Source organism: Janthinobacterium sp. ROICE36, assembly GCF_002869965.1.
GTDB lineage: Bacteria > Pseudomonadota > Gammaproteobacteria > Burkholderiales > Burkholderiaceae_D > Janthinobacterium.
The window spans coordinates 71,073-93,074 of the sequence record NZ_PEBS01000004.1; the positions used below are offsets into that span (position 1 = coordinate 71,073).

At 61.8% G+C, this 22,002-nt stretch carries 24 protein-coding genes and 1 pseudogene; 16 read left to right on the forward strand and 9 right to left on the reverse strand.

Annotation, left to right across the window (positions count from 1 at the left end; all coding sequences use genetic code 11):
- Positions 1-8 precede the first annotated feature (8 nt).
- From CSZ94_RS02955 to CSZ94_RS02965, 3 genes are all read left to right on the forward strand, one after another.
- The gene (locus CSZ94_RS02955) at positions 9-704 is read left to right on the forward strand and encodes a TIGR00266 family protein (protein ID WP_102120130.1); all 696 of its coding nucleotides are present in this window, start codon (positions 9-11) and stop codon (positions 702-704) included.
- A gap of 39 nt (positions 705-743) precedes the next feature.
- Positions 744-1,325, forward strand: coding sequence for a TerD family protein (locus CSZ94_RS02960; protein WP_102120131.1), 582 nt, complete (start codon positions 744-746; stop codon positions 1,323-1,325).
- 79 nt (positions 1,326-1,404) lie between these two features.
- Positions 1,405-1,623 (forward strand): YqaE/Pmp3 family membrane protein, encoded by a 219-nt coding sequence (locus CSZ94_RS02965; RefSeq protein ID WP_102120132.1) that lies wholly within the window; start codon positions 1,405-1,407, stop codon positions 1,621-1,623.
- Positions 1,624-1,692: 69 nt separating this feature from the next.
- Here the strand turns inward: CSZ94_RS02965 and CSZ94_RS02970 are convergent, their stop codons facing one another.
- From CSZ94_RS02970 to CSZ94_RS02975, 3 genes are all read right to left on the reverse strand, one after another.
- Entirely contained in the window at positions 1,693-3,345 is a 1,653-nt protein-coding gene (locus tag CSZ94_RS02970) for a patatin-like phospholipase family protein (protein ID WP_180977340.1), read from the reverse strand.
- 144 nt (positions 3,346-3,489) lie between these two features.
- Entirely contained in the window at positions 3,490-3,621 is a 132-nt protein-coding gene (locus CSZ94_RS28440; RefSeq protein ID WP_258000747.1) for a hypothetical protein, read from the reverse strand.
- The gene (locus CSZ94_RS02975; protein WP_102120134.1) at positions 3,609-4,322 is read right to left on the reverse strand and encodes an ArsR/SmtB family transcription factor; all 714 of its coding nucleotides are present in this window, start codon (positions 4,320-4,322) and stop codon (positions 3,609-3,611) included. Before CSZ94_RS02975 ends, CSZ94_RS28440 begins: the two co-directional genes overlap by 13 nt.
- Positions 4,323-4,398: 76 nt before the next feature.
- Here CSZ94_RS02975 and CSZ94_RS02980 point away from each other — a divergent pair, with 76 nt between their 5' ends.
- Both CSZ94_RS02980 and CSZ94_RS02985 read left to right on the forward strand, forming a co-directional pair.
- On the forward strand, positions 4,399-5,541 hold the full coding sequence (locus tag CSZ94_RS02980; RefSeq protein ID WP_102120135.1) for a cytochrome P450: 1,143 nt from the start codon (positions 4,399-4,401) through the stop codon (positions 5,539-5,541).
- Positions 5,538-5,885, forward strand: a pseudogene (locus tag CSZ94_RS02985) (antibiotic biosynthesis monooxygenase family protein). Before CSZ94_RS02980 ends, CSZ94_RS02985 begins: the two are co-directional and overlap by 4 nt.
- 3 nt (positions 5,886-5,888) lie before the next feature.
- On the opposite strand, the gene CSZ94_RS02990 reads toward CSZ94_RS02985, so the two are convergent.
- Positions 5,889-6,341: a hypothetical protein gene (locus tag CSZ94_RS02990; RefSeq protein ID WP_102120136.1), complete on the reverse strand. Its 453-nt coding sequence runs from the start codon at positions 6,339-6,341 to the stop codon at positions 5,889-5,891.
- A 172-nt stretch (positions 6,342-6,513) separates the two neighbouring features.
- Here CSZ94_RS02990 and CSZ94_RS02995 point away from each other — a divergent pair, with 172 nt between their 5' ends.
- Entirely contained in the window at positions 6,514-6,780 is a 267-nt protein-coding gene (locus tag CSZ94_RS02995; protein WP_102120137.1) for a hypothetical protein, read from the forward strand.
- Positions 6,781-6,871: 91 nt separating this feature from the next.
- Here CSZ94_RS02995 and rpoH read toward each other — a convergent pair whose 3' ends face one another.
- The 5 genes from rpoH to CSZ94_RS03020 all read right to left on the reverse strand — a co-directional run bounded on the left by rpoH (position 6,872) and on the right by CSZ94_RS03020 (position 12,091).
- Complete coding sequence (rpoH, locus tag CSZ94_RS03000; RefSeq protein WP_102120138.1) at positions 6,872-7,765, reverse strand: RNA polymerase sigma factor RpoH; 894 nt, start codon at positions 7,763-7,765, stop codon at positions 6,872-6,874.
- A 482-nt stretch (positions 7,766-8,247) separates the two neighbouring features.
- On the reverse strand, positions 8,248-9,168 hold the full coding sequence (gene ftsX / locus CSZ94_RS03005) for a permease-like cell division protein FtsX (RefSeq protein WP_102120139.1): 921 nt from the start codon (positions 9,166-9,168) through the stop codon (positions 8,248-8,250).
- Positions 9,165-9,908 (reverse strand): cell division ATP-binding protein FtsE, encoded by a 744-nt coding sequence (locus CSZ94_RS03010; RefSeq protein WP_102120140.1) that lies wholly within the window; start codon positions 9,906-9,908, stop codon positions 9,165-9,167. The genes ftsX and CSZ94_RS03010 overlap by 4 nt, the downstream gene beginning before the upstream one ends.
- An 8-nt stretch (positions 9,909-9,916) precedes the next feature.
- Positions 9,917-10,984, reverse strand: a complete 1,068-nt coding sequence (gene ftsY / locus CSZ94_RS03015; RefSeq protein ID WP_102120141.1) for a signal recognition particle-docking protein FtsY — start codon at positions 10,982-10,984, stop codon at positions 9,917-9,919.
- A gap of 165 nt (positions 10,985-11,149) precedes the next feature.
- Positions 11,150-12,091, reverse strand: coding sequence for a MerR family transcriptional regulator (locus tag CSZ94_RS03020; protein WP_102120142.1), 942 nt, complete (start codon positions 12,089-12,091; stop codon positions 11,150-11,152).
- Between the two features lie 205 nt (positions 12,092-12,296).
- On the opposite strand from CSZ94_RS03020, the gene CSZ94_RS03025 reads away from it, so the two are divergent.
- The 10 genes from CSZ94_RS03025 (at position 12,297) to CSZ94_RS03070 (ending at position 21,995) form a co-directional block, all read left to right on the forward strand.
- Positions 12,297-13,607, forward strand: a complete 1,311-nt coding sequence (locus CSZ94_RS03025; protein WP_102120143.1) for an NAD(P)/FAD-dependent oxidoreductase — start codon at positions 12,297-12,299, stop codon at positions 13,605-13,607.
- Positions 13,597-14,394 carry a DUF1365 domain-containing protein gene (locus CSZ94_RS03030; RefSeq protein WP_102120144.1) on the forward strand — a complete coding sequence of 266 codons (798 nt, stop codon included), beginning with the start codon at positions 13,597-13,599 and terminating at the stop codon, positions 14,392-14,394. Before CSZ94_RS03025 ends, CSZ94_RS03030 begins: the two co-directional genes overlap by 11 nt.
- Positions 14,391-15,638, forward strand: a complete 1,248-nt coding sequence (locus CSZ94_RS03035; RefSeq protein ID WP_374703557.1) for a class I SAM-dependent methyltransferase — start codon at positions 14,391-14,393, stop codon at positions 15,636-15,638. The genes CSZ94_RS03030 and CSZ94_RS03035 overlap by 4 nt, the downstream gene beginning before the upstream one ends.
- 2 nt (positions 15,639-15,640) lie before the next feature.
- On the forward strand, positions 15,641-16,189 hold the full coding sequence (locus CSZ94_RS03040) for a chalcone isomerase family protein (RefSeq protein WP_102120145.1): 549 nt from the start codon (positions 15,641-15,643) through the stop codon (positions 16,187-16,189).
- A complete protein-coding gene (locus CSZ94_RS03045) occupies positions 16,186-17,466 on the forward strand; it encodes an MFS transporter (RefSeq protein WP_102120146.1) in 1,281 nt (426 codons plus the stop codon). The genes CSZ94_RS03040 and CSZ94_RS03045 overlap by 4 nt, the downstream gene beginning before the upstream one ends.
- Positions 17,454-18,014, forward strand: coding sequence for a DUF3833 domain-containing protein (locus tag CSZ94_RS03050; protein ID WP_102120147.1), 561 nt, complete (start codon positions 17,454-17,456; stop codon positions 18,012-18,014). The genes CSZ94_RS03045 and CSZ94_RS03050 overlap by 13 nt, the downstream gene beginning before the upstream one ends.
- Complete coding sequence (locus CSZ94_RS03055) at positions 18,011-18,778, forward strand: SDR family NAD(P)-dependent oxidoreductase (protein WP_102120148.1); 768 nt, start codon at positions 18,011-18,013, stop codon at positions 18,776-18,778. Before CSZ94_RS03050 ends, CSZ94_RS03055 begins: the two co-directional genes overlap by 4 nt.
- Complete coding sequence (locus CSZ94_RS03060) at positions 18,775-19,230, forward strand: nuclear transport factor 2 family protein (protein ID WP_102120149.1); 456 nt, start codon at positions 18,775-18,777, stop codon at positions 19,228-19,230. Before CSZ94_RS03055 ends, CSZ94_RS03060 begins: the two co-directional genes overlap by 4 nt.
- Before the next feature lie 973 nt (positions 19,231-20,203).
- Positions 20,204-21,301 carry a porin gene (locus CSZ94_RS03065; protein ID WP_102120150.1) on the forward strand — a complete coding sequence of 366 codons (1,098 nt, stop codon included), beginning with the start codon at positions 20,204-20,206 and terminating at the stop codon, positions 21,299-21,301.
- A 151-nt stretch (positions 21,302-21,452) separates the two neighbouring features.
- Positions 21,453-21,995, forward strand: coding sequence for a hypothetical protein (locus CSZ94_RS03070; protein ID WP_102120151.1), 543 nt, complete (start codon positions 21,453-21,455; stop codon positions 21,993-21,995).
- Positions 21,996-22,002 lie beyond the last annotated feature (7 nt).

Sequence of the window (22,002 nt, forward strand, 5' to 3'; positions counted from 1 at the left end):
GAACAGATATGCCAGTGTTCAATATTACCGGGGACGTCGATCCCTTCCTGCATGTGTCGCTGGCCAAGGGCGAGAAGATTTATTGTGAATCGAACGCGATGGTGATGATGGAAACCAATCTTGAGCTGAAAGGCAAGATGACGGGCGGCATAGGCGCTGCGCTGATGCGCACCTTTGCCAACGGGGAATCGTTCTTTCAGCAGCATATCGAGGCCATGCGGGGCGACGGCGACTGCCTGCTGTCACCCACTTTGCCTGGCGCGATGCGGGTGCTCGAGGTGGGCGTCCAGCAATACATGATCAGCGACGGCGCCTTCGTGGCGGCCAGTGCTGGCGTGGAATTGAAGGTGCGCACGCAAAGCCTTGGCAATGCGCTGTTTGCCCAGAGCGGTGGTTTTTTCATCACCGAGACGGCAGGCAGCGGCCAGCTGGCGGTGTCCGGTTTTGGCGCGATGTCGATACTCGAAGTGACGCCTGGCAAGGACGTGGTGATCGATAACTCGCACGTCGTGTGCTGGGACAACCGCCTGCAATACGACATTTCCATGACGACCGGCAGCAGCGGCGGCTTTCTGGGCAATTTGATCAATAGCCAGACCAGCGGCGAAGGCATGGTGCTGAAGTTTTCAGGCACTGGGAAAATCCTCGTGTGCTCGCGCAACCGCGCGGCCTTCCTCGCCTGGACGCAAAGCAAGCCGGCGTAATGATTACTTGATGCAATTAACCAAACAGGAGCAATGCGTATGTCTGTCAAATTGAGCAAAGGCCAGAAGATTTCTCTGGACAAAGAAGCTGGTGCCACCCTGACCCGTATCACCATGGGCCTGGGCTGGGATGCCGTCAAGACCAAGGGTTTCCTTGGTTTCGGTTCGAAGACGGAAGCCGTCGACCTGGACGCTTCGTGCGTCATGTTCGATGAAAACAAGGGAACGTCGGACATCGTCTGGTTCCGCCAGCTGAAAAGCAAGGACGGCAGCATCGTTCACACGGGCGACAACCGCACGGGCGCGGGCGATGGCGACGACGAACAGATAAATGTCGATCTGTCGGCAGTGCCGGCGCACGTGAAAAGTCTGGTCTTCACCGTCAACAGCTTTACTGGCCAGAACTTCTCGCAGGTGGAAAACGCCTATTGCCGCATCTTGAATGCCAGCAATAACCAGGAAGTCGCGCGTTTCAACCTGTCTGTGCAAGGAACTCACACGGCACAGATCATGGCCAAGCTGTACCGCCATAACGGCGAATGGAAGATGCACGCCATCGGCGAAAACGGCAACGGTCGCACTTTCGACGACTTGATGCCGCAGATAGCCGTGCATCTATAAGGAGCAGTACGCAGCGGGCGGGGGACGGACCGGATACCGGCCCTTGTCCGCTGCTCTAAGTTTAGGAGAGTATGTCGTGATGCGATTGCTGATAGCCTTGCTACTTCCGTGTCTCACGTTTTTCATGCTGGGGCGCCCGCTGGCCGGTGCCGCCGCCTTGATCTTGCAGTGCACTGTGATCGGCTGGGCGCCGGCGGCCCTGTGGGCCATGTACACGGTGAACCAGCATAAAACGGAGCAGGAACTGGAAGGCGCATTAAGCCGCAGCTACATGCGCAGGCGTAGTCGGTTGATCTAAGTCAACCGGGCGCTTGGAATCCTTGCGCTAAACCCGCACGAGCGATCGTGCGGGTTTTCTTTTGCGCGCTCACTTCTTGCAGCGGATGGGTACGTTGACCGAATTGCCATCCGAACTCAGGTTGCGGTACTGCAAATCTTCGCTTTCGATGGCGAAGCGCGGCACGGCGTGCACATAGCGCTGCTTGCAGACGGTGTCGTCATTGATCAGCTGGCCCGCCAGCATGTAGTCGCACAGGGCGAAGCGCGATTCCTCGTCGTCGAGGATCAGCACGCGCGCGGCGCTGTACAGGGCTGCTTGCAAGACGTCCGGGCTGCAGTTTTCCGGACCCGTCAGCTTCAGATGGGTTTTCGTCTGCGTGGCCAGACGTTGCAGCTTGACCAGGGCGGCGCGCTCTTCCTTGCGCGCGCCGTCGACTTGCGCATCGCCGCTGGACAGGCGCAGCGCCAGCGAGGCGATTTGGTCGATGGAAATATGCCAGGCAAAACCTTCCAGCCGCGTGCGGATCTGGCCCGGCAAGGGATCGGCTGCATCCACTTCGCAGCGGTACTGACCCAGATGGGGCCGGCACAGCACGGGAATGGCAAAGGCCGAGGTGCGCTTGCCCTTGACGAATTTCTGGCTCAGGTCGCCAAAGTTTTCATGCGTGATGGTATCGAAGCGGGCTTGCCCAAAGCCCATCTTGACGAGGTTTTCCTTGCGCTGGCGCGAAAACAGGGCGTCGACGGCATCGTAGATATTCTTGTTGAAGATGCGGTCCAGCGGCTGGCGCTCGTCCGACATTTTTTCAAAGACGGCGCTGGAATTGGGCGCGTTGGCATCGATGGAAATGAGGATGAAGGGCTTGCTGTTCAGGCGCGGCGGCACGACGGCCATGTCGTTGCCGTACAGCTGCGTCAGGCCCACGTCCCACAGGGTTTCCACGCCCAGGTTGTCGGCCGCGCCACCGTCGAACAGATGTACATAGGACGGCGATTCGCGCGATTCGGAACCGAGTTCCGGCACGAAACTGTTTTTCGGCCGGAAACGCTCGAAGGTGACGGAATCGAACACGCCGGGAAAGGCGGCCGAGGTGGCCACGGCCGTGGCCAGGCGGATATCCTGGATCGGCGAATGCAGGGTGGCGTAAAAATACTCATAGGAAAACACCACGCGCTTGCCGCCATCGGTGGCGTCCGTCGCGTTGGCCAGGAAGATGGGGCCGTCATGCGGCAAGTCCTGGTAGGTTTTCTTGTCGTACAGCACATCATCGAACACGTCGGACAGGAAGGAGGTACGCGTCTTGTTCGTCAACAACATCGTTGTCAGGTTGGCGGGTTTCAAAATGGTCTGGCCGAAGAAATCCGTTTTCAGCTTGCTGCGCAGCAAGGGCCAGTCCGTTTGCTTGCCATGCAGCGCATAGTAGCCGCCCGCGATGGCGCCGCCCGAGACGCCGGAGATGGCCGAGGCGCCGCTGACGAGGCCGAACTGCTCCAGCTGTTCCAGCGAGGCGGCCGAGAAATTGGCTGCGCGGCTGCCGCCGCCGGACAGGGCGATGCCGATGAAATGGTCGCTGGGCATGGGATTCTGGATGCGCGCCTTGGGTGCGTCAATGCGCAGGCACGGTGTTTCCTGCACGGTAAACGTGCGGTTTTCGACGCCGCTGTTGGGGCGCAGGGCGAGTACCGTGCAGCCGCTCAGCAGTGCAAGGAGGAAAAATGGGGTGAACCAGTGTGGATGCATGCGCGATCTGTGCGTAGTCATGGCTTGGGATACGGACGGAAACGTGTGCGATTCTAGCAAACTTGTCGGTGCTTGGACGCTATCCCGGCAGATGAATACTTCCTCGCCCTGGCGTCTGCTCAAAAGCGGGGCGGGGAGCGCCAGTCAATGGCGCAGCATGACAGCCGTGGCGATGCCGGCGACGATGGACACGCGCATGCTCAGGCCGGATGCCGCTATCGGCAGCAGCCAGCGGCAGATGGTAGCGAATGTTCCGCTCGGATTCAGCTGCCACATGGCTCTGGGCAGGTAAATGCGGCCAGCAGGCGCCGCTCGCCGGCGGGCGTCAGGCGCAGGGCACGGCTGTCGAGTTCGCGCTCGGCCCAGCGCTGGCGCAGGGCCAGCTGCAGAATGGCGGCCCCCAGCGCGCCGCCCAGGTGGGCGCGCCGTTCGCTCCAGTCCAGGCAGGCACAGGCGAAGCGGCGGCGCTGCAGCTGCAGCTGCGGCACGTCGATGCCCAGCGCCGCCATGCCGGCCGCACCCGCTTCCGACAATCGATATTCTCCCCCATCGTCCAGCAGCCAGCCTTGCGCGTGCAACTGGTCGTGCACGGTGACGGCGACGGTGCCTGCCATGTGGTCGTAACAGGTGCGCGCATGGCGCAAGCGGTCCGGCGTGGTGGGCGTAAAGGGCGTTGCCGGCACGCCGGCGACCACCAGCAGCGCTTCCAGCGCCCGTGCCACCTCTGCATTGGCCAGGCGGTAATAGCGGTGCTTGCCCTGCGCCACCATTGACAGCAAGCCATCATCGCGCAGGCGCGCCAGATGGGCGCTGGCCGTCGAGGCGCCTGCCTCGGCCAGCGCTGCCAATTCCGTGGCCGTGCGCGCATGGCCATCGAGCAGGCTGCACAGCATACGCGCGCGCGCCGGTTCGGCGATGGCGCCGGCCAGCTGCGCCAGGCGTACATCGGCCGTGTGGCGACGGGGGCTGTCATCCATGATTCGTTCGTGGGCGAAGTGTTGTGGTGGAAGGGGCAGCATACTCGTGTCCCCACCTCACTGCAATGGAATGCGCATGCCGCCCACCGACTTTGTTATCGACCCCACCGACCCTTTTTCCGCCGTCACCCACGCGGCGCCGTATGACTACTATCGCCGCCTGGCCGATGGCCCGGCCCTGCGCTTCGATGCGTCACTCGACTGCTGGCTGGCGACGGGCGCAGCCGGCGTGCGGGCCGTGCTGGCGCATCCCGCTTGCCGCGTGCGCCCACCGGCACTAGCCGTGCCGCACACGCTGGCCGGCACGCCGTGCGGCACGATCTTCGCCGAACTGGTGCGCATGAATGATGGCGAGCGGCATGCCGTGCCGAAACAGGTGCTGGCGCGCGCGCTGGACCGGGTGGACCTGGCGCGCCTGCATGCGCGCACCCTGCATCTGGCGCAAGCGCAGCTGCCCGGCAGCGCTGCCCGGCTGAACGATGCGATTTTCGAACTGCCCCTGTTTGCCGTGGCTGACTTGCTGGGTTTTGCGCCAGCGCAATGGCCGGCGCTGGCCGCCTGGACGCGCGAATTTGTTGCCTGTCTGTCGCCGCTGAGCAATGGCGCGCAACTGGCCGGCGCTCAGGCGGCAGCCGAGGCGCTATTGCAACGCTTCTCGGTGCTGCTGCGCGAGGGGCAGGCCTTGCCCGGCAGTTTGTTGCACGACGTCGTGGCCGGGGCAGGGCAGGCAGGCTGGCACGCATCGGGCGGCATGGCGGCCAATCTGGTGGGCTTGCTGTCGCAGACCTGCGACGCCACGGCCGGCTTGCTGGGCAATGCCGTCGTGGCCTTGCGCGCGCAACCGGAACTGTCCACGCAACCGCGTGCCGCGCCCGAGCAGTGGCCGGCCATGCTGCGCGAGGTCAGCCGGCATAATCCCTCCATTCACAACACGCGCCGCTACACGGCGGAAGACGTGGAGTTCAATGGCGTGCGCGTGCCGGCCGGGCAGATGATCGTCGTCGTGCTGGCCAGCGCCGTCCATGATGCTGGCGGGCTTGCGGCGCCAGGCTTTGGCCATGGCCGCCACGTCTGTCCGGGCCAGTCCATCGCGCACACCATCGCCACGGCCTGCCTGCAGGCGTGGGCCGGTGCGCTGGAACGCTTGCCGCTGGCGTGGTCTTATCTGCCATCGCTGAACGCGCGCATCCCGGTCTTTCTCCCGGGAGAAGTGACATGATCGCCGTGATTTTTGAAGTCTGACCCAGCGCCGAAGGGCGCCAGCAGTATCTTGAACTGGCCGCCGCGCTGCGGCCCTTGCTCGATGAGGTCGACGGTTTCATTTCCATCGAACGCTTCAGCAGCCTGAGTGAGCCGGGTAAATTGTTGTCGCTCTCGTTTTTCCGCGACGAGGCGGCGCTGCCCCAGTGGCGGCAACTGGAAGCGCACCGCGCGGCGCAATCGGCCGGCCGGCACGGCGTGTTTGATGATTACCGGCTGCGCATCGCCGGCGTGGTGCGCGATTACGGCATGCTTGAGCGGCAGCAGGCGCCCGGCGACAGCCGCCAGCGCCACGATGCCTAGCGTTTAGCGGGGCAGCGCGCCCTGCGTGATCTTCACCTTGACCCGATAGGTGGGCTCGGCCGCGTTCAGGGCGGGCGGCGTGGCCGGGTCGACGTCGAGCAGGGTGAACGTCAGGTGCTTGACGGTGACGGAACTGGCGGCCCCGGGCATGGAATCGGACAGCACGATATCCGTGGCGCCCGCGCTGTTGAGCAAACTGAAACTGTAGCTGACGTAACCTTTCCACACGCACACGGCGCCCTTGCGGCAGCGGCTGTCGTTGACGCGCTCCAGTTTCAGGGTATCGGTGGCCGTGATGGCGACTTGTTCGCCCGGCGAGAGCACGTGGCTGACGTTGCGCGGCGTGTTTTCTGCGTCGCCGGCGCTGCCGGCCGCGCCGCAGCCGGCCAGCACGGCCAGGCAGGCGATGACTATGGGTAATAGCCAGCGACGATAGGAGTCATGGAGGTAATGCATATTTTTCCTTTCAGGTGGAGCGTCCCCGGCGCGGCCTCCGCGCATGGGATAATAATAACAAAATGATATTTTCCCGGCGCACCACAGGCATGCTGAGGATGAATTGATGCGCCGGCCACGCGGCGCGCCGATTACTGCGTAGAATGGCTGTTTTGAAAATCAGGAAACAACCATGAAAAAAACTGCCCTGGCGAAAAGCGATGCCAAGAAACTGATGGGAAAGATGAATGTTCCCGGCGCCGGTGCATTCGGTAAGGAAGCGGTGGTCGTCGACCGCCGCGAGCAGCGCAAGCGCGATCAGGCCCTGGGCCTGGTGCCCTTCGCCGTCAAGCTGAACAGCGATCTGGTGTTGCAATTGCAGACCCTGGCCAAGGAGCGCGACACGGATCTGAATGAATTGGTCGCCGAGCTGATCACCAAGGGCTTGGCTGCAGCATAAAGGCTGACAATGTTTATCTGTTGATAAACATCAAACTGTAAAACTAAAAGGCGCCTTGCGGCGCCTTTTGCATTGCGTCTCTTGCTTTCGATTACACGTAAGCGGCCAGAGCGCCCTTCATTTTTTTCAGCGCCGCCACTTCGATCTGGCGGATGCGCTCGGCCGATACGCCGAACTCTTCTGCCAAAGCGTGCAGCGTAGCGCCGGAACCGTCGTCGTTGGCCAGCCAGCGTGCCTCAATGATGCGGCGCGAGCGGGCGTCGAGTTTGCCCAGGGCCGTTTCCAGGCCTTCCGATTGCAGGCGCGTCACTTGCTTCGCTTCCAGTACCTTGGTCGGCTCGCTTTGTTCCGACGACAGGTAGGCGATCGGCGAAAACTTGTCGTCTTCATCGTCGGTGGGCGATTCCAGGGCGATGTCGCGGCCGCTCAAGCGCGTTTCCATCTCGATTACTTCTTCGCGTTTCACGTCGAGCAGCTTGGCCAGCGCATCGATTTGCTTCGGCGTCATCGCGTCCAGGCCCGTCTTGTGGCTGCGCAGGTTGAAGAACAGCTTGCGCTGGGCTTTTGTCGTCGCGACCTTGACCAGACGCCAGTTTTTCAGGATGTACTCATGCATCTCGGCTTTCACCCAGTGCATGGCGTACGACACCAGGCGCACGCCCTGGTCCGGATCGAAACGTTTCACGGCTTTCATCAAGCCGATATTGCCTTCCTGAATCAGGTCGGCATGCGGCAAGCCATAGCCCAGGTAGCCGCGGGCAATCGAGACCACCAGGCGCAGGTGCGACAGCACCAGTTCTTGCGCGGCGGCCAGGTCATTTTTTTCGCGCAGGCGTGTCGCCAGCGAAATTTCTTCGTCGTGGGTCAACATGGGCAGGCGATTCACGGCCGAGATATAGGCGTCGATATTGCCCAGATTGCCAGTGAACCCGAGGCCCAGCGCATTATTTTTGGTCGGCACCAATGCGGACGTTGCGGACATCATAGTCATGTTTTCTCCCTCGTAGTCTTGCTTTGTTCCAGTTGGCCACGTCACGCGACGTGGCCTGATTGTCTGTTCGGTTTTGCGTATTCGGTCTTGCACTTTGCAGATCGCGGCTCCATCTATATCTGGCGCTCATGGCGGTGCTGCTGTTGGTATGTCCCTATATTAGCACTCTCTGCCTGAGAGTGCCAATCAGCACATTTAATCGTCCTGATAGCCTAAATGCTATGGCGATTTACTAGTTGATATTTTATCTAAAAAACGCCGCCAGGGTGCATGGACACTGCAGTGTGCACCTGTTTGGCCGCGCCTGAAAGGGCCACACGGCTCTTGACGACAAGGGACATAGTCTACGGCCGCAAGCTGAAGCGAGCCTTAAGAATACTTGCTAAATATCAAGATAACCACAGTACGCAGTGGATATAAAAAAACAAGGGGAGGGGCGCATGGCGGCGCCAGGAGCGCCGCCATGGAAAGGAAGGTCAGTTCAGGCGCGCCAGGTGGCGCTGCACGCAGAGGAAGGCGCCGATCAGGCCCAGTCCGGCGCTGAGGGCCAGCAAGCCAGCCATCGGCAGCGGCGCCAGCAGCACTAACTGGAACTCGGACGCATACAGGCGGGCAAACTCGGCAATCGCGGTATTGAGCGGTTGCAAGGCCAGCGCCACGGCACCCAGTGCCAGCGCACCGGCGCACAGGCCCAGCAGGGCGCCCGTGTAATAGAAGGGGCGGTGGATGAAGGTGTCGGTGGCGCCGATCAATTTCGAGATGCTGATTTCATCGCGCTGCTGCATCACTTGCAGGCGAATGGTGTTGAAGACCACGGCGATCACGGCCACGCCCAAGGTCATGGCCAGCAGCAACAGCACCAGGCGCAGCACGCCCAGCAGGGCCGCCAGGCGCTTGACCCAGGCCGAATCGACTTGCGCCGATTCCACGAATGGCAGCTGGCGCAATTGTTCCGCCACTGCATCGACATCCTGCGCTTCGCTGGCGCTGCTGAAGGCATCGAGTTTCAGCACATAGCTGTCAGGCAGGGGATTGTCGCCCAGGGTGCTGAGCACGTCGGCCAGGCCGTTCTTGTTTTTCAGGGTGTCGAGCGCCTGTTCGCGCGGGATGAAGACGATCTTCGCCTTTTGCGCGCCCACGACCTTGCGCATGGGGCTGGCGAGGGCCACGGCTTGCTCGCGCGGCGTGTCGATCTTCAGGAAAACGCTGATTTCCGGGTCGACCGACATCTGTTCCGACATGGGGCGTACATTGTCGAGCATGGTCAAGCCGGCGAATGGCAGCGACAGCGCGATGGCGACGACCAGCACGTTCAATACAAAGCCGCCCGGCGACTTGCGCAAATGAATCAGCGCCGAGCCCAGGGCGAAGCGGTGTTGACGGAACCAGCCTCTCATGCCTGTTCTCCCTGCGCATCGTCCGGGTCGGGGGATGGCGCAAAATCGGGATCGGGCGGGGCGAAGACGGGCGCCTGCGTGGCTTTGTCGATGGCCACCAGTTGGCCGTTTTTCAGGTGGATCACGCGGGCGGCGGCGTCGAGCATCTGTTCATCATGGCTGGAAATGAGGCAGGTCACGCCCACCGAATGAAACGCTTTCAGGGCGTCGAGCACCTTGTTGGCGCTGGCGCGGTCCAGGTTGGCCGTCGGTTCGTCGGCCAGGATGATCTGCGGCCGGTTGACGATGGCGCGCGCGATCGAGACGCGCTGCTGTTCCCCGCCCGACAGCGACAGGGGCCGCGCCATGGCGCGGTCCAGCAGTCCCACTTTGTCCAGGGCGGCGCGCGCGCGTTGCTCGGCGGCCGCCTTGTGGGCGCCGACGACGAGCAGCGGCAGCATGACGTTGGCCAGGATGGAGCGGTCGTTGAGCAGTTTTTGCTGCTGGAAGATCAGGCCCATGTTGCGGCGCAAAAAGGGCACGCCGGCCGGCTTGATCTTCGCCATGTCCTGGCCATTGACGATCAGCTTGCCTGAGCTGGGGCGCTCCATGGCGGCGATCATTTTCAGCAGGGTGGACTTGCCGGCGCCGGAGGGGCCGGCCAGAAAGACCAGTTCGCCTTTGGCTATATTGAGCGAAATGTCGCTGAGCGCCACGGCGTCGGAGGAGTATTGCTTGGAGACGTGCTGAAATTCAATCATGTATAGGCTTATCCGAGCAGCGCTTCGACAAATTCGGCAGCCACGAAAGGCTGCAAGTCTTCAATTTTCTCACCGATGCCGATGAAATACACGGGCACGGGGCGCACGCGGGCGATCGCCGCCAGCACGCCGCCCTTGGCGGTCCCGTCCAGCTTGGTGATTACCAGGCCGCTCAACTGCAGGGCATCGTCGAAGGCTTTCACTTGCGTGAGGGCATTCTGGCCCGTGTTGCCGTCGATGACGAGCAGGATTTCATGCGGCGCGTCCTCCATGCCTTTGCCGATCACGCGCTTGATTTTCTTCAATTCTTCCATCAGGTGCAACTGCGTCGGCAAGCGGCCTGCCGTGTCGACCATCACCAAGTCGATGCCGCGCGCTTTCGCCGATTGCACCGAGTCGTAGGCCACGGCGGCCGGGTCGCCCGATTCCTGCGAAATGACGGTGACGTTGTTGCGCTCGCCCCAGACCATCAATTGTTCGCGCGCGGCGGCGCGGAAGGTGTCGCCTGCGGCCAGCAGCACGGATTGATTATTCGACTGCATGTGCTTGGCCAGCTTGCCGATGGTGGTGGTCTTGCCGGCGCCATTCACGCCGGAAATCATCATTACCAGCGGCTTGTGACGGCCCAGTTCGAAGCGTTTTTCCAGCGGCGAGAGCAGGTCGATCAACAGCACCTTCAGCGCGGCCTTGACGGCGGCGGCGTCCAGCAGCTTGTCTTCCTTGACCTTTTTCTTCAATTCCGTGAGCAGGAATTCGGTGGCGTCGATGCCCGCGTCGGACATCAGCAAGGCTGCTTCCAGCTCTTCGTACAGGGCGTCGTCGATCTTCGCGCCGACGAACAGCACGGATAAAGTGTTCGAGGTTTTCGACAAGCCGGCCTTCAGGCGCGTCATCCACGATTTTTTCTCGGGTTCGGCGGCCACGATCACGGGCACGAGCTCGGCCGGCGCGCCGCTCAGGGGCGCAGCGGAGGGAGCAACTGCTGGCGGGGCAGGCGGCGTGGCGGCAGGAAGAACGAGGGGCGCGGCTGGCGCAGCCTCGGGAGTGACGGGTTTTTTCTTGAAGAAACTAAACATGGATATGTGGTGGCGGGTGCTGACCTAAGGCCCGGCGGCGCCGGACACTGTTGTTACGGGCTATTCTACCAGAGCGCGCCCGGCCCTTCATGCTTTACTGTTCGATTGGCAACATTGCGCGGCTATCCACGGAGATCGCCGCAGTTGCCCCGCGTTCCAGCCGGTTCAGTGGGTTTGCAGGGCGCGCGTCTGATGGCGGCGGCGCCAGTCGGCGATGCTTTCCTCGACTTGCCGCAAGTCCAGCACATGCAGGAACGCCGGCGGCTGCTTGTATAACACGGGACTGCGTCCGCCAGCCCACAATTCCATGTCTGGCGGCAAGCTTGCGTGCAGTTGCTGCAGGCTGTCGCGCGTCTGCTTTTGCTTGCTGGCGCTGGAAAACGACAGCGCCACGATGTCGGCCCGCTGCGCGCGGGCGGCTGCGACGATGTCCGGCAGCGGCGTTTCCACGCCCAGCGACATGCAATGGGCGCCGGCCGCCGCACACAGCGCTTCGGCCATCAGCAGGCCCAGGCCATGACGCTCCTGCGGCAAGGTACTGAGGACGATGCGCGGCGTGCGCGTGGACGGGCTGCTTGCTTGCGGCAGGGAAAAAATGGCATGGCGCATCACCGTCTGCAGGGTTTCGCTATACAGATGCTCTTCATACACGGCCAGGTCGCCGCAAGCCCACGCTTCTCCCACCAGGCTCGTCAGGGGCGCGATGACGTCGATGGTGAAGGCTTTCAAGCCCAGCACAGCCAGTGCGTGGCGCAGGGCATCGCCCAGTTCCGCCATCTGGTGGCTGCGGCACAGGGACAGGTAGTACGCCAGTTGCGGTTGCGGCGCAGGTGCCGCCGCGCCGCCCGCGCTGGCCAGCTGCTGTAGTTGCAAGGTGCTGTGCTGCATGATTTTACCCGGGCGAAAACCGAGATCCAGCAGGCGCTTGACCATGCGCAATTTTTGCACTTGCTCGGCCGGGTAGCTGCGCTCGCCAAAGACATCGCGCTGTGGCTGGGGAAAGGCGTAGCGGCGCTCCCACACGCGCAAGGTTTCCTTGGCCAGTCCGGTATCGCGTTCGACATCGCTGATGCTGAAGGCGGAAGTGGGTTGCAGTTCAGTATCCATACCAGGGGGGCTTTGCTCGCTTGCGGAAGAACGTGGCATGCATTTTACGCCTTCCGCCGCCCCTTACCAAATAGCTGAATCCGATTAGAAATTGCCGACGTATAAGTTTTTGAACGGCTGAGGGCACTCATTGACATAAATCAATATTTCATCGATTATCCATGAGGCTCGTTTTGTCCAGGACAAATTTAACACAGGTGTATTCATGAAAATTGCTGTCGTCGGAGCAGGAATTGCAGGTTTGTCGTGTGCCTATCGCCTGGCGCAAGCAGGCCAGGACGTCACCTTGTACGAGGCGGGTGACTATTTTGGCGGCCACAGCCATACTGTGGATGTCATGCTCGATGGCGTCACGCATGGCGTGGACACGGGTTTTCTCGTGTTTAACCACGCCACGTATCCGAACCTGGTGCAACTCTTTGACGAACTCGGTGTCGAGGCGGCCGACAGCGATATGTCGTTTTCCGTGAAAATGCCTTTGGGCACCACGTCCGATGCCCGCGTGCTGGAATGGGCGGGCGCCAATCTGGACACCGTGTTTACCCAACGCAGCAATCTGCTGCGCCCCGCCTTCTTGCGCATGCTGCGCGACATTGTGCGCTTCAACCGTCAGGCCAGCGCCCTGGCCACGGCCAGCTTGCCGGCGCCGGCCATGTCGCTGGGCGAGTTTCTCGATCTGCATGCCTATGGCGACGAGTTCCGTCACTGGTATCTGCTGCCGATGGCCGCCTGCATCTGGTCGTGCCCGGCGCGCCAGATGCTGGCCTTTCCGCTGGCCACCTTCATCCGCTTCTGCCACAACCATGGCTTGCTGCAAGTCAGTGACCGCCCGCAATGGCGCACGGTACGGGGCGGTGCGCGCGTGTATGTGGAAAAACTGCTGGCGGGCATCCCGCAGCAGCGCCTGGCGTGCCCCGTGCTGGCCGTGCGCCGCCAGCCGCACGGCGGCGCGCGCATGGTCGAGCTGCATACGGCCGCCGGCGTCGAGCATGTCGATCACGTTGTGCTCGCTTGCCACAGCGACCAGTCGCTGGCCCTGCTGGCCGATATTCGCGACGACGAGCGCTCCGTGCTCGAAGCCGTGCGCTACCAGCCCAATCGGGCCGTGCTGCATACGGATGCGTCTTGCCTGCCACAGCACCGCCGTGCCTGGTCGGCCTGGAATTACCAGGGCCGGCCGGCCGCTCACGGCGAGGCGCCGCAAGTATGCGTGCATTATTTGCTGAACCAGTTGCAACCTTTGCCCTTCAGCACGCCCGTCATCGTCTCGCTCAATCCGCTCGACGAGCCCGCTCCGGCAAGCATCCTCGACGAGTTTTCATATGCGCATCCCGTGTTCGATGGCGCGGCCATTGCCGCCCAGGCGCGCCTGGCCGGCTTCCAGGGCGCGCAGCACACGTGGTTTGCGGGTGCCTGGACGGGCTACGGCTTCCATGAAGACGGCTTGAAGTCTGGCCTGGCCGTGGCAGAAGCGTTGAACGGCATGGCGTCGGCGGAGCTCGGTCATGCCGCGTGAGCTCTCGCCGCCCGTGCAGCCGCAGCCCCAGCTGTGCCTGGGACGGGTGCGTCATGCGCGGCTGCGCCCGCGTCCGCATGCTTTCAGTTACGGCATGTTCTATCTGCGCCTGCCCTTGCGCAGCCTGGGCGTGCAGGATTTTCCCGCCCGTTTGATCTCGCGCAACCGGGTCAACGTGCTGGCCTTCCGCGACAGCGACCATGGCGATGGCACAACGCCGCTGCTGGAGTGGATCGATGGCTTGCTGCGCCAGCATGGCGTGCCGGACGCGGGCGGTGAAATCTGGCTGCAAACCATGCCGCGCATGTTTGGCTATGTCTTCAATCCCGTCAGTTTCTGGTTTTGCCATCGCCCTGATGGCGTGCTGCGCGCCGTGGTCTGCGATGTACGCAATACCTTCGGTGAGCGTCATCTGTACTTGCTCGAGCAGGGCGGCGCCATCGCGTATGGCAGCGAACTGCTTGCCAAGAAAATTTTTCACGTATCGCCGTTCTGCAAGGTGGAAGGAAATTATCGTTTCCGTTTCCTGCGCAACCACGACAAGGATGGCGAGCGCCACCTGGCCCGGGTCGATTACGACGACCTCGACGGTCCGCTGCTGCAAACGAGCTTGTCCGGTACTGCGCAGCCGCTGCGCGATGGCGCCATCGCCTGGGCTTTGTTGCGTTACCCCCTGATGACGTTTGGCGTGATGGCGCGCATCCATTGGCAAGCCTTGCGCCTGTGGCTGCGTCGCGTGCCGTTTTTCAGCAAACCCCTTCCCCCACAAGAAAAGGTGACCCGATGAGCTCCGATTCCCTGCCGACCGGCATGCATGCGCGCAGCAAGCCCATTCCCGTGCCCGTGCATGACCATTCGGATATGCCCGCCACCGGACGCATGATTGTGCGCCTGCTGGAAAAATTGCAATATGGCGCCCTGCGCCTGCGCACGCCCGATGGCCGTATCTTGCTGTACGGCGACGGCAGCCACCCCGTCACCCTGGACTTGCACAACTGGCGCCTGTGCTCGGCCGTGCTGCGTTCGGGCGACATCGGCTTTGCCGAAACGTTTATCGCGGGCGACTGGCGCACCGACAATTTGCCGGGCTTGATCGAATTGATGATACGCAACCGCGCGCACATCGAATCCCTGATCTATGGCAACTGGTGGGGCAACCTGGTCTACAAGGTCAGGCATTTGCTCAACCGCAATTCGCGCACCGGCAGCAAGAAAAATATCCACGCCCATTACGACATCGGCAACGCCTTTTATCAGCTGTGGCTGGATCCGTCGATGACGTATTCGAGCGCCCTGTTCAGTGCAGGCGCCAGCCTGGAACAGGCACAGGGGGCGAAATACGCGCGCATCGCCGACCAGCTGCAATTGCAGCCGCAGCTGGGCCAGCGCGTGCTGGAAATCGGCTGCGGCTGGGGCGGCTTTGCGGAAACGGCGGCGCGCGACTACGGCGCGCACGTGACGGGCTTGACCTTGTCGAGCGAACAGCTGACGTATGCGCGCCAGCGCCTTCAGGACGCGGGGCTGGCACAACAGGCCGATTTGCAACTGTGCGACTACCGCGACAGCCATGGCCAGTACGACGCCATCGCCTCGATCGAGATGTTCGAAGCCGTGGGGCAAAGCTACTGGCCCGGCTATTTCGCCTGCGTGGCACGCAACCTGAAACAGGGCGGGCGCGCCTGCATCCAGACCATCGTCATCGCCGACGCCTTGTTCGAGCGCTACAGCAAGAGCACGGATTTCATCCAGCAATACATTTTCCCGGGCGGCATGCTGCCATCGCCAGCCGAGTTTCGCCGCGCTGCCGAGGCGCAGGGCTTGCGCGTGGTGGACGCCTTCAGTTTTGGCCTCGATTATGCGGAAACCCTGCGCCAGTGGCGCGCCAGCTTCCTGGTCCAGCGCACGGCACTGGAAAAACAGGGTTTCGACGGCCGTTTCCTGCTGACCTGGGAGTTTTACCTGGCGTATTGCGAGGCCGCCTTCCAGGCGCACAACACGGATGTCATGCAATTTACCCTGATCAAGGAGTGACCATGCGCCAGCTGTTTGCCACCGTTGTGCTGTCCTTGAGCATGGTCGGTGCCGTGGCCGCGCCCCCGGCCTTTGTGACTATGGACGTGCCCGAAGCGCGGCTGGCGGGGGAGGGCGAGTATACGTGGTTCGGCATGCGTATTTATCGGGCGCAACTGTGGGTGGGCGCCCAGGGCTACCAGGGCGCAGCGTCGGCAACGGCGCCTTTTGTGCTGGAATTGCGCTACGCGCGCGCGCTCGATGGCAAGAAGATCGCCGAGGCCAGCTACGAACAGATGCAGAAGATAGGCGCGGGCACCGGGGCGCAGCGCCTGGCGTGGCTGGCCACCATGCAGCGCATCTTTCCTGACGTCAAGGAAGACCAGCGCATCGCGGGCGCCTACCGGGCCGGCATCGCGCCCGGCGTGCGCTTTTATCTCGATGGCAAGGTGCTGGCCGACGTTAGCGATGGCGACTTTGCGCGCGCCTTCTTCGCCATCTGGCTGTCGCCCGAGTCGACGGCACCCAAGCTTCGCGCGGCCCTGCTGCAGAGTGCGGCGCCACTGCCATGAGTAGCGGGACCAGCGCTTTGACCTTGCCGGCCTTGTTCCAATATGGCCTGTTCGGCTTGCCGCTGGCCATGCTGGCGCTGCCCATCTATATATATGTGGCGCCGTTTTATGCACAGCGCAGCAGTCTTGATCTGGCGCAGATCGGCGCCGTGCTGCTGGCGGCCCGCATCGCCGCCGCCTTCATCGACCCGGCCCTGGGCGCCTGGATGGCGCGCGGCGGACGCAGCTATGCCGCCTATGTCGGCGCCGCGCTACCGTTGCTGCTGCTGGGCTTTGGCGCCCTGTTCCATCCGCCATCGTTGTCGCATGGGGCTGCCCTGGCCTGGTTCCTGGCTGCCTTGCTGCTCGTGTATACCGCCTATGGCCTGGCCGGCATCGCGCACCAGAGCTGGGGCGCGGCGCTGAGCCAGGCGCCCACGCAGCGGGCGCGGGTGGCGGCCGTGCGCGAAGGCTGCGGCTTGCTCGGCGTTATCCTGGCGGCGGCCCTGACCTCCGTGCTGGGCTATGACGGCTTGTCGCTGGCCTTTGCCGTCTGCCTGCTGGCGACGGGCGCGCTGCTGCTGGCGCGCGCGCCGCGTCCGGCCATGCGCAGTGCCGGGGACGTGGTCGCCGCCAGTGGCTGGAAAATCCCGTTGCGCCAGCGCGCATTTCGCTGGCTGTTCGCCGTCTTGCTCGTCAATGGCGTGGCCGCCGCCATCCCCGCCACCTTATTCCTGTTCTTTGCCGGCGATTACCTGCGCCTGGGCCATTACGCGGGGGCGTTTCTGATCGTGTATTTTTGCGCGGCGGCCGCTTCGATCCCCCTGTGGGTGGCTTTGGCGCGGCGCTTTGGCGAAGCGCGCGCCTGGGGTGGCGCCATGCTGCTGGCCGCCAGCGTGTTTGTCTGGGCCTATGGCCTCGACGCAGGCGCCGCCTGGGGCTTTGCCACCATCTGCCTGCTGTCGGGCCTGGCGCTGGGCGCCGACCTGGCCTTGCCGCCGGCCTTGCTGGCAGGGCTGATCGGCGCGGCCGGCCATGCCGGGCGGCATGAGGCGGCGTATTTCGGCTGGTGGAACTGGGGCGTGCAAATGAGCCTTGCACTGGCGGCTGGCATCGCCTTGCCCCTGCTGGCCTGGCTTGGCTATGTGCCGGGCAGCAGCAAAGGCTTGCCGGCCCTGTCTGTCGCCTACGCCTTGCTGCCCTGCGCCCTGAAACTGCTGGCGGCGTTGTTGCTGTGGCGCGCGCCTTTACAACATATATATAGTGAAACCAGGGAGTATCGACCATGTACCTCATGAAATGCTGCCGGCGCGGCATGACGGCAGCCGCCTTGCTGCTGGCGCTGACCGCCTGTTCCACGCCGCCCACGCCTGCCATGTACGCACAGGAATTGCCGAAGCTGGACCTGCAGCAGTACTTCAATGGCACGCTCGATGCCCACGGCATCTTCCAGGATCGCTCGGGCAAGGTGGTCAAGCGCTTCACGGTGGTGATGCGGGCCAGCTGGGTGGGCGAAACAGGCATCCTGGACGAGGATTTCACGTACGCGGATGGCAGCCGGCAACGGCGCGTCTGGACCCTGCGCAAGACGGCGCCCGGGCGCTTCATCGGTACGGCGCCCGACGTGGTCGGCGAGGCCATCGGCGAAGTGGCCGGCAATGCGCTGCGTTGGCAATACGTGCTGGCGCTGCCCGTCGATGGCACGCTCTACCATGTCGACTTCGAGGACTGGATGTTCCTGATGGATGACAAGGTCATGCTCAACCGTGCCGCCATGAGCAAATTCGGCTTCAGCCTGGGCGCCGTCACTTTATCGTTCAGCAAACGTCCACAGGCGGCCCCATGAATCGCAAGATTAGCAATTGGGCCGGCAAGCGCGTGTGGATCATCGGCGCCTCCAGCGGCATCGGCGCCGCGTGCGCCACCTTGCTGCTGGAACAGGGTGCGTGCGTGGCCTTGTCGGCGCGTCATCGCGCCAGCCTGGAACTGCTGTGCGAGGGGCAGCCGCTGGCGCAGGCATTGCCGCTCGATATCACCCAGCCCGCGCAGTTGCGGGCCGTCTGCGCGGACTTGCAGCAGCAGTGGACGCATATCGACCTGATACTCGTAGTCGCTGGCGGCTATCAGGCCATGCGCGCCGATAGTTTTGACCTGGAAGCGGCGCAGGGATTGCTGGCCCTGAATGTAGGCGGCGTCTTCAATTGCCTGGAGCAGGCCTTGCCGTGGCTGTTGCGCCAGGGCAGCGGCGGCATCGGCATCGTCGCCTCGGTGGCCGGCTATGGCGGCTTGCCCAAGGCGCTCGCGTATGGCGCCAGCAAGGCCGCGCTGATCAACCTGACAGAGTCGCTGTACCTGGATTTGCATGGGCGTGGGATTGATGTGTATCAAATCAATCCCGGTTTTGTCGCCACGCCCCTGACGGCGGACAATGATTTCAAGATGCCTGCCCTGATGACGGCGCGCGATGCCGCCGCCGCCATGCTCGACGGCATCGAGCGAGGCCAGTTTCACATCCACTTCCCCAAACGCTTCACGAATACCCTGCGCCTGGCGCGACTGTTACCGTACCGGGCGTATTTTTGGCTGATCCGCAAGGTGACGGGCGTATGAGCGCCACCAGGCAGGATGCGGGGCAGACGGAAGGCGCGCTGGCGCGCCTGGTGGCGTTTTACGAACACTTGAGCATTGAAAGCCTGGCCCAACTGGGCGCCGTGTACGCGCCGGATGCCCATTTCAAGGACCCGTTCAACGAGGTGGTGGGGCATGCCGCCATCCTGGCCATCTTCGAGCACATGTTTGTGCAAGTCGATGCGCCGAGGTTTGTCGTGCTGGAAAGCCTGGGGCAGGGGGCGCAAGCCTTCCTGACGTGGGAGTTTCGTTTTCGCATGAAACGCCTGGTATATGGCGAACAATGTATTCGTGGGGCAACACATGTGCGCTTCGATACGCAAGGGAGGGTAGTCTTGCACCGCGATTATTGGGATGCCGCAGAAGAATTGTATGAAAAACTGCCTCTGCTGGGCGGTTTCATGCGCATGCTCCGGCGCGCAAGCCAGCGCTAAGCTTGTTTCTTGATGCTTCTCAGCAAAAAAATCAAAAAAAGAAAAAATAAATTGTGTGAAGTGAGCAGTGGAAAACTTGATTTTGGTCAAAATGTCGTTTTTTAGACACAAATATGTCAAAATATTGAGAAGACAACATTGTAAGAATTTGTTTCAATTGATGCGCAATTTGCAAGCAAGAGTCGTCCTCATGCGTTGCTATCGGTAAGCGGACGCCTGCATGGCAAAAACTGGAAAACATTTCAATGTGAGCAATTTAAATTACCGGAAAGTCAGTAATTTAGTTGGCACTCTGGCTATTTTTTGGACGCGTATGCCGACGTGCGAATTGGCGTCTACGCCCCTGAATAATGCGGCAATGCACCAAAACAGCGCGCATTATTTCCCGTTTTTGGGCATCTGGCAGCAAACATCGGCGATGCCGTGTATGCTTCGTCCCGTTTATCCATTATCACCTGACAAATTGTGCGCTTTGTCGCGTAAGTCTTGGAGGGAAAATGATGGGTAAAGCATGTTGATGTTTTAATCACTCGTCTGATACTGTTGCACTAATACAACGGGTGCCAACAAGCCATGCGCTATGATGGAAGGGTCAATCAGGCCAATGCATTGGTTGGCAAGGGGCACTGGCTCTGTCGCGTAGTACGGTTGGCGATGGTCGGGATGCCTGAAAAAGCACCTGGCCTGGTACCGGAAGTAACATGTTGGAACTTGATGGAATGTGAAACGGTCGTTATAGTGCCGATTCCGGTGCCCTTTGAGCACCGAACCGGCGCATGAATGACGGTCTTTACGCAGGCTTCAAGCTTATCGGTGCAATAGCGTGCCGATACCGATATGAATGTTCCTCTGACCGGAACAGCAATGTGGCAGGTGGAGACCTTGCCCTCACTCATAAAAAGCGCTCTGCTAGAGCGCAGCTCGAGATGCATAGGCTGTATTACTTTTTGCTTCAAAATTAAAGGAAATCGCAATGAAAAAAACTCTGATCACCCTGGCAGTCCTGGCAGCAGCCACTGGCGTAGCCCAAGCTCAATCGAGCGTTGTTATCTACGGTACCGTTGACGCTGGTTTCGTCAGCGAGCGCGGCGGTGTTAACGGCAACGTTAACAAAATCGATAGCGGCGTTGCTTCGGCTTCCCGTCTGGGCTTCAAAGGCACCGAAGATCTGGGCAGCGGCCTGTCGGCACTGTTCGTTCTGGAATCGGGTTTCAATGTTGACAGCGGCGCGCAAGGTAATAACGAAGCCCTGTTTGGTCGTCAAGCCTACGTTGGCCTGAGCAGCAAAACCACCGGTACCCTGACCCTGGGTCGTCAATACACGCCTTGGTACAACACCCTGTCGAAAGTTGCTGATCCATTCGCAGCTGGCTACGCTGGTTCCGCTAAGAACTTGTTCCCAGCGAACACGACCCGTACCAGCAACACCGTGCTGTACACCTCGCCTAACTTCAACGGTTTCGATGCTGACGTTGCTTACAGCACCGCCAACAACGGTACCGAAAGCCTGGTGTCGAGCCGTATCGGCCGCCAAATCGGCGCGTCGGTTGGCTACGCTAACGGTCCTTTGAACGCACGTCTGGCCTACAACACCACGTCGAACGACAAACAGGTGGGCGCGACCACGACCGTTGCTGAAGCAGGCAGCGCCCGCAACTGGCTGGTAGCCGCTAACTACGACTTCGCAGTAGCGAAAGCGTATGCAGCTTACGGCGTGAACAAAGGCGCAAACAGCTCCACCCGTAACAACGGTAACCTGAATGCGTTCAACTATGTTTCGGCTAATACCAGCGACGACAGCACCACCGCCCTGATCGGCGCAACCGTACCAGTTGGTCCAGCCGGCACCGTGATGGCTTCGGTCATCCACGTCAACGACAAATCGGGCCTGAACGCCGATGCGAACCAGTTCGCAGTGGGCTACTCGTACGCTCTGTCGAAGCGCACCAGCACCTACGCTTCGTACGCCAAGATCTCGAACAAAAACAACGCTGGCTACACCGTTGGTAACAACAGCAATGTTGGTACGGGCGACAAAGCCTTCAACGTTGGTGTTCGTCACTCGTTCTAATATTCGCGCAAGCGAAGCTTAGTACCGCTGCAGGCATCCCTTCGGGGATGTCTTTCAGCATGAAAACGCGTCTCCAGGCTAGTCCTGGCGGCGCGTTTTTGCATGGGCGGCACCAGTTATAATGGCGTCGTTACTCAAGTAAAGGAATGCCATGAATTCATACACCTCGCCGCGCCTGGCGGTCATGCTGGCCGCGTTGTTGCTCGCCGGCGCCACGGGTGCCGCTGTCGCCGCCGTCAAGGGCAAGAAGCCGGCCGGACTGGAGCGCTACGGCGTGGCCGTCTACTCGGACCTGTGCCTGCAAAAGGATAGCGGCGAAATCGGCGGCCAGCGCGTGACCCTGCACCGCTTCGCCGAGGCCGATTCCGTCATCTATGAATTTACGGCGGGCGCCCTGAGCTGGCCCATCGTCGCCAACGACGTCAATCTTGACACCGCCACGGGCGCCTTCGACTTCACCATTGCCGGCGCCGACAATGAAGAGCGCACCATCGTCGGCAAGTTTTCCCAGGATGGGCAGACCCTGACGCTGGAAGGCGACTATTGCGGCGGCAACGTGCGCATGCCCATGAAATTGAGCCGCGTGCGCGATTTTGGCCGTCCCTTGAAAAATTGCACGCCATGCCCGCCGGTGCCGGAAGCTCCGGCCGAGGCCGTGCCTGCCGAGGAGGGCGCGCCAGTACCCGCAGCCTGAGCGATTG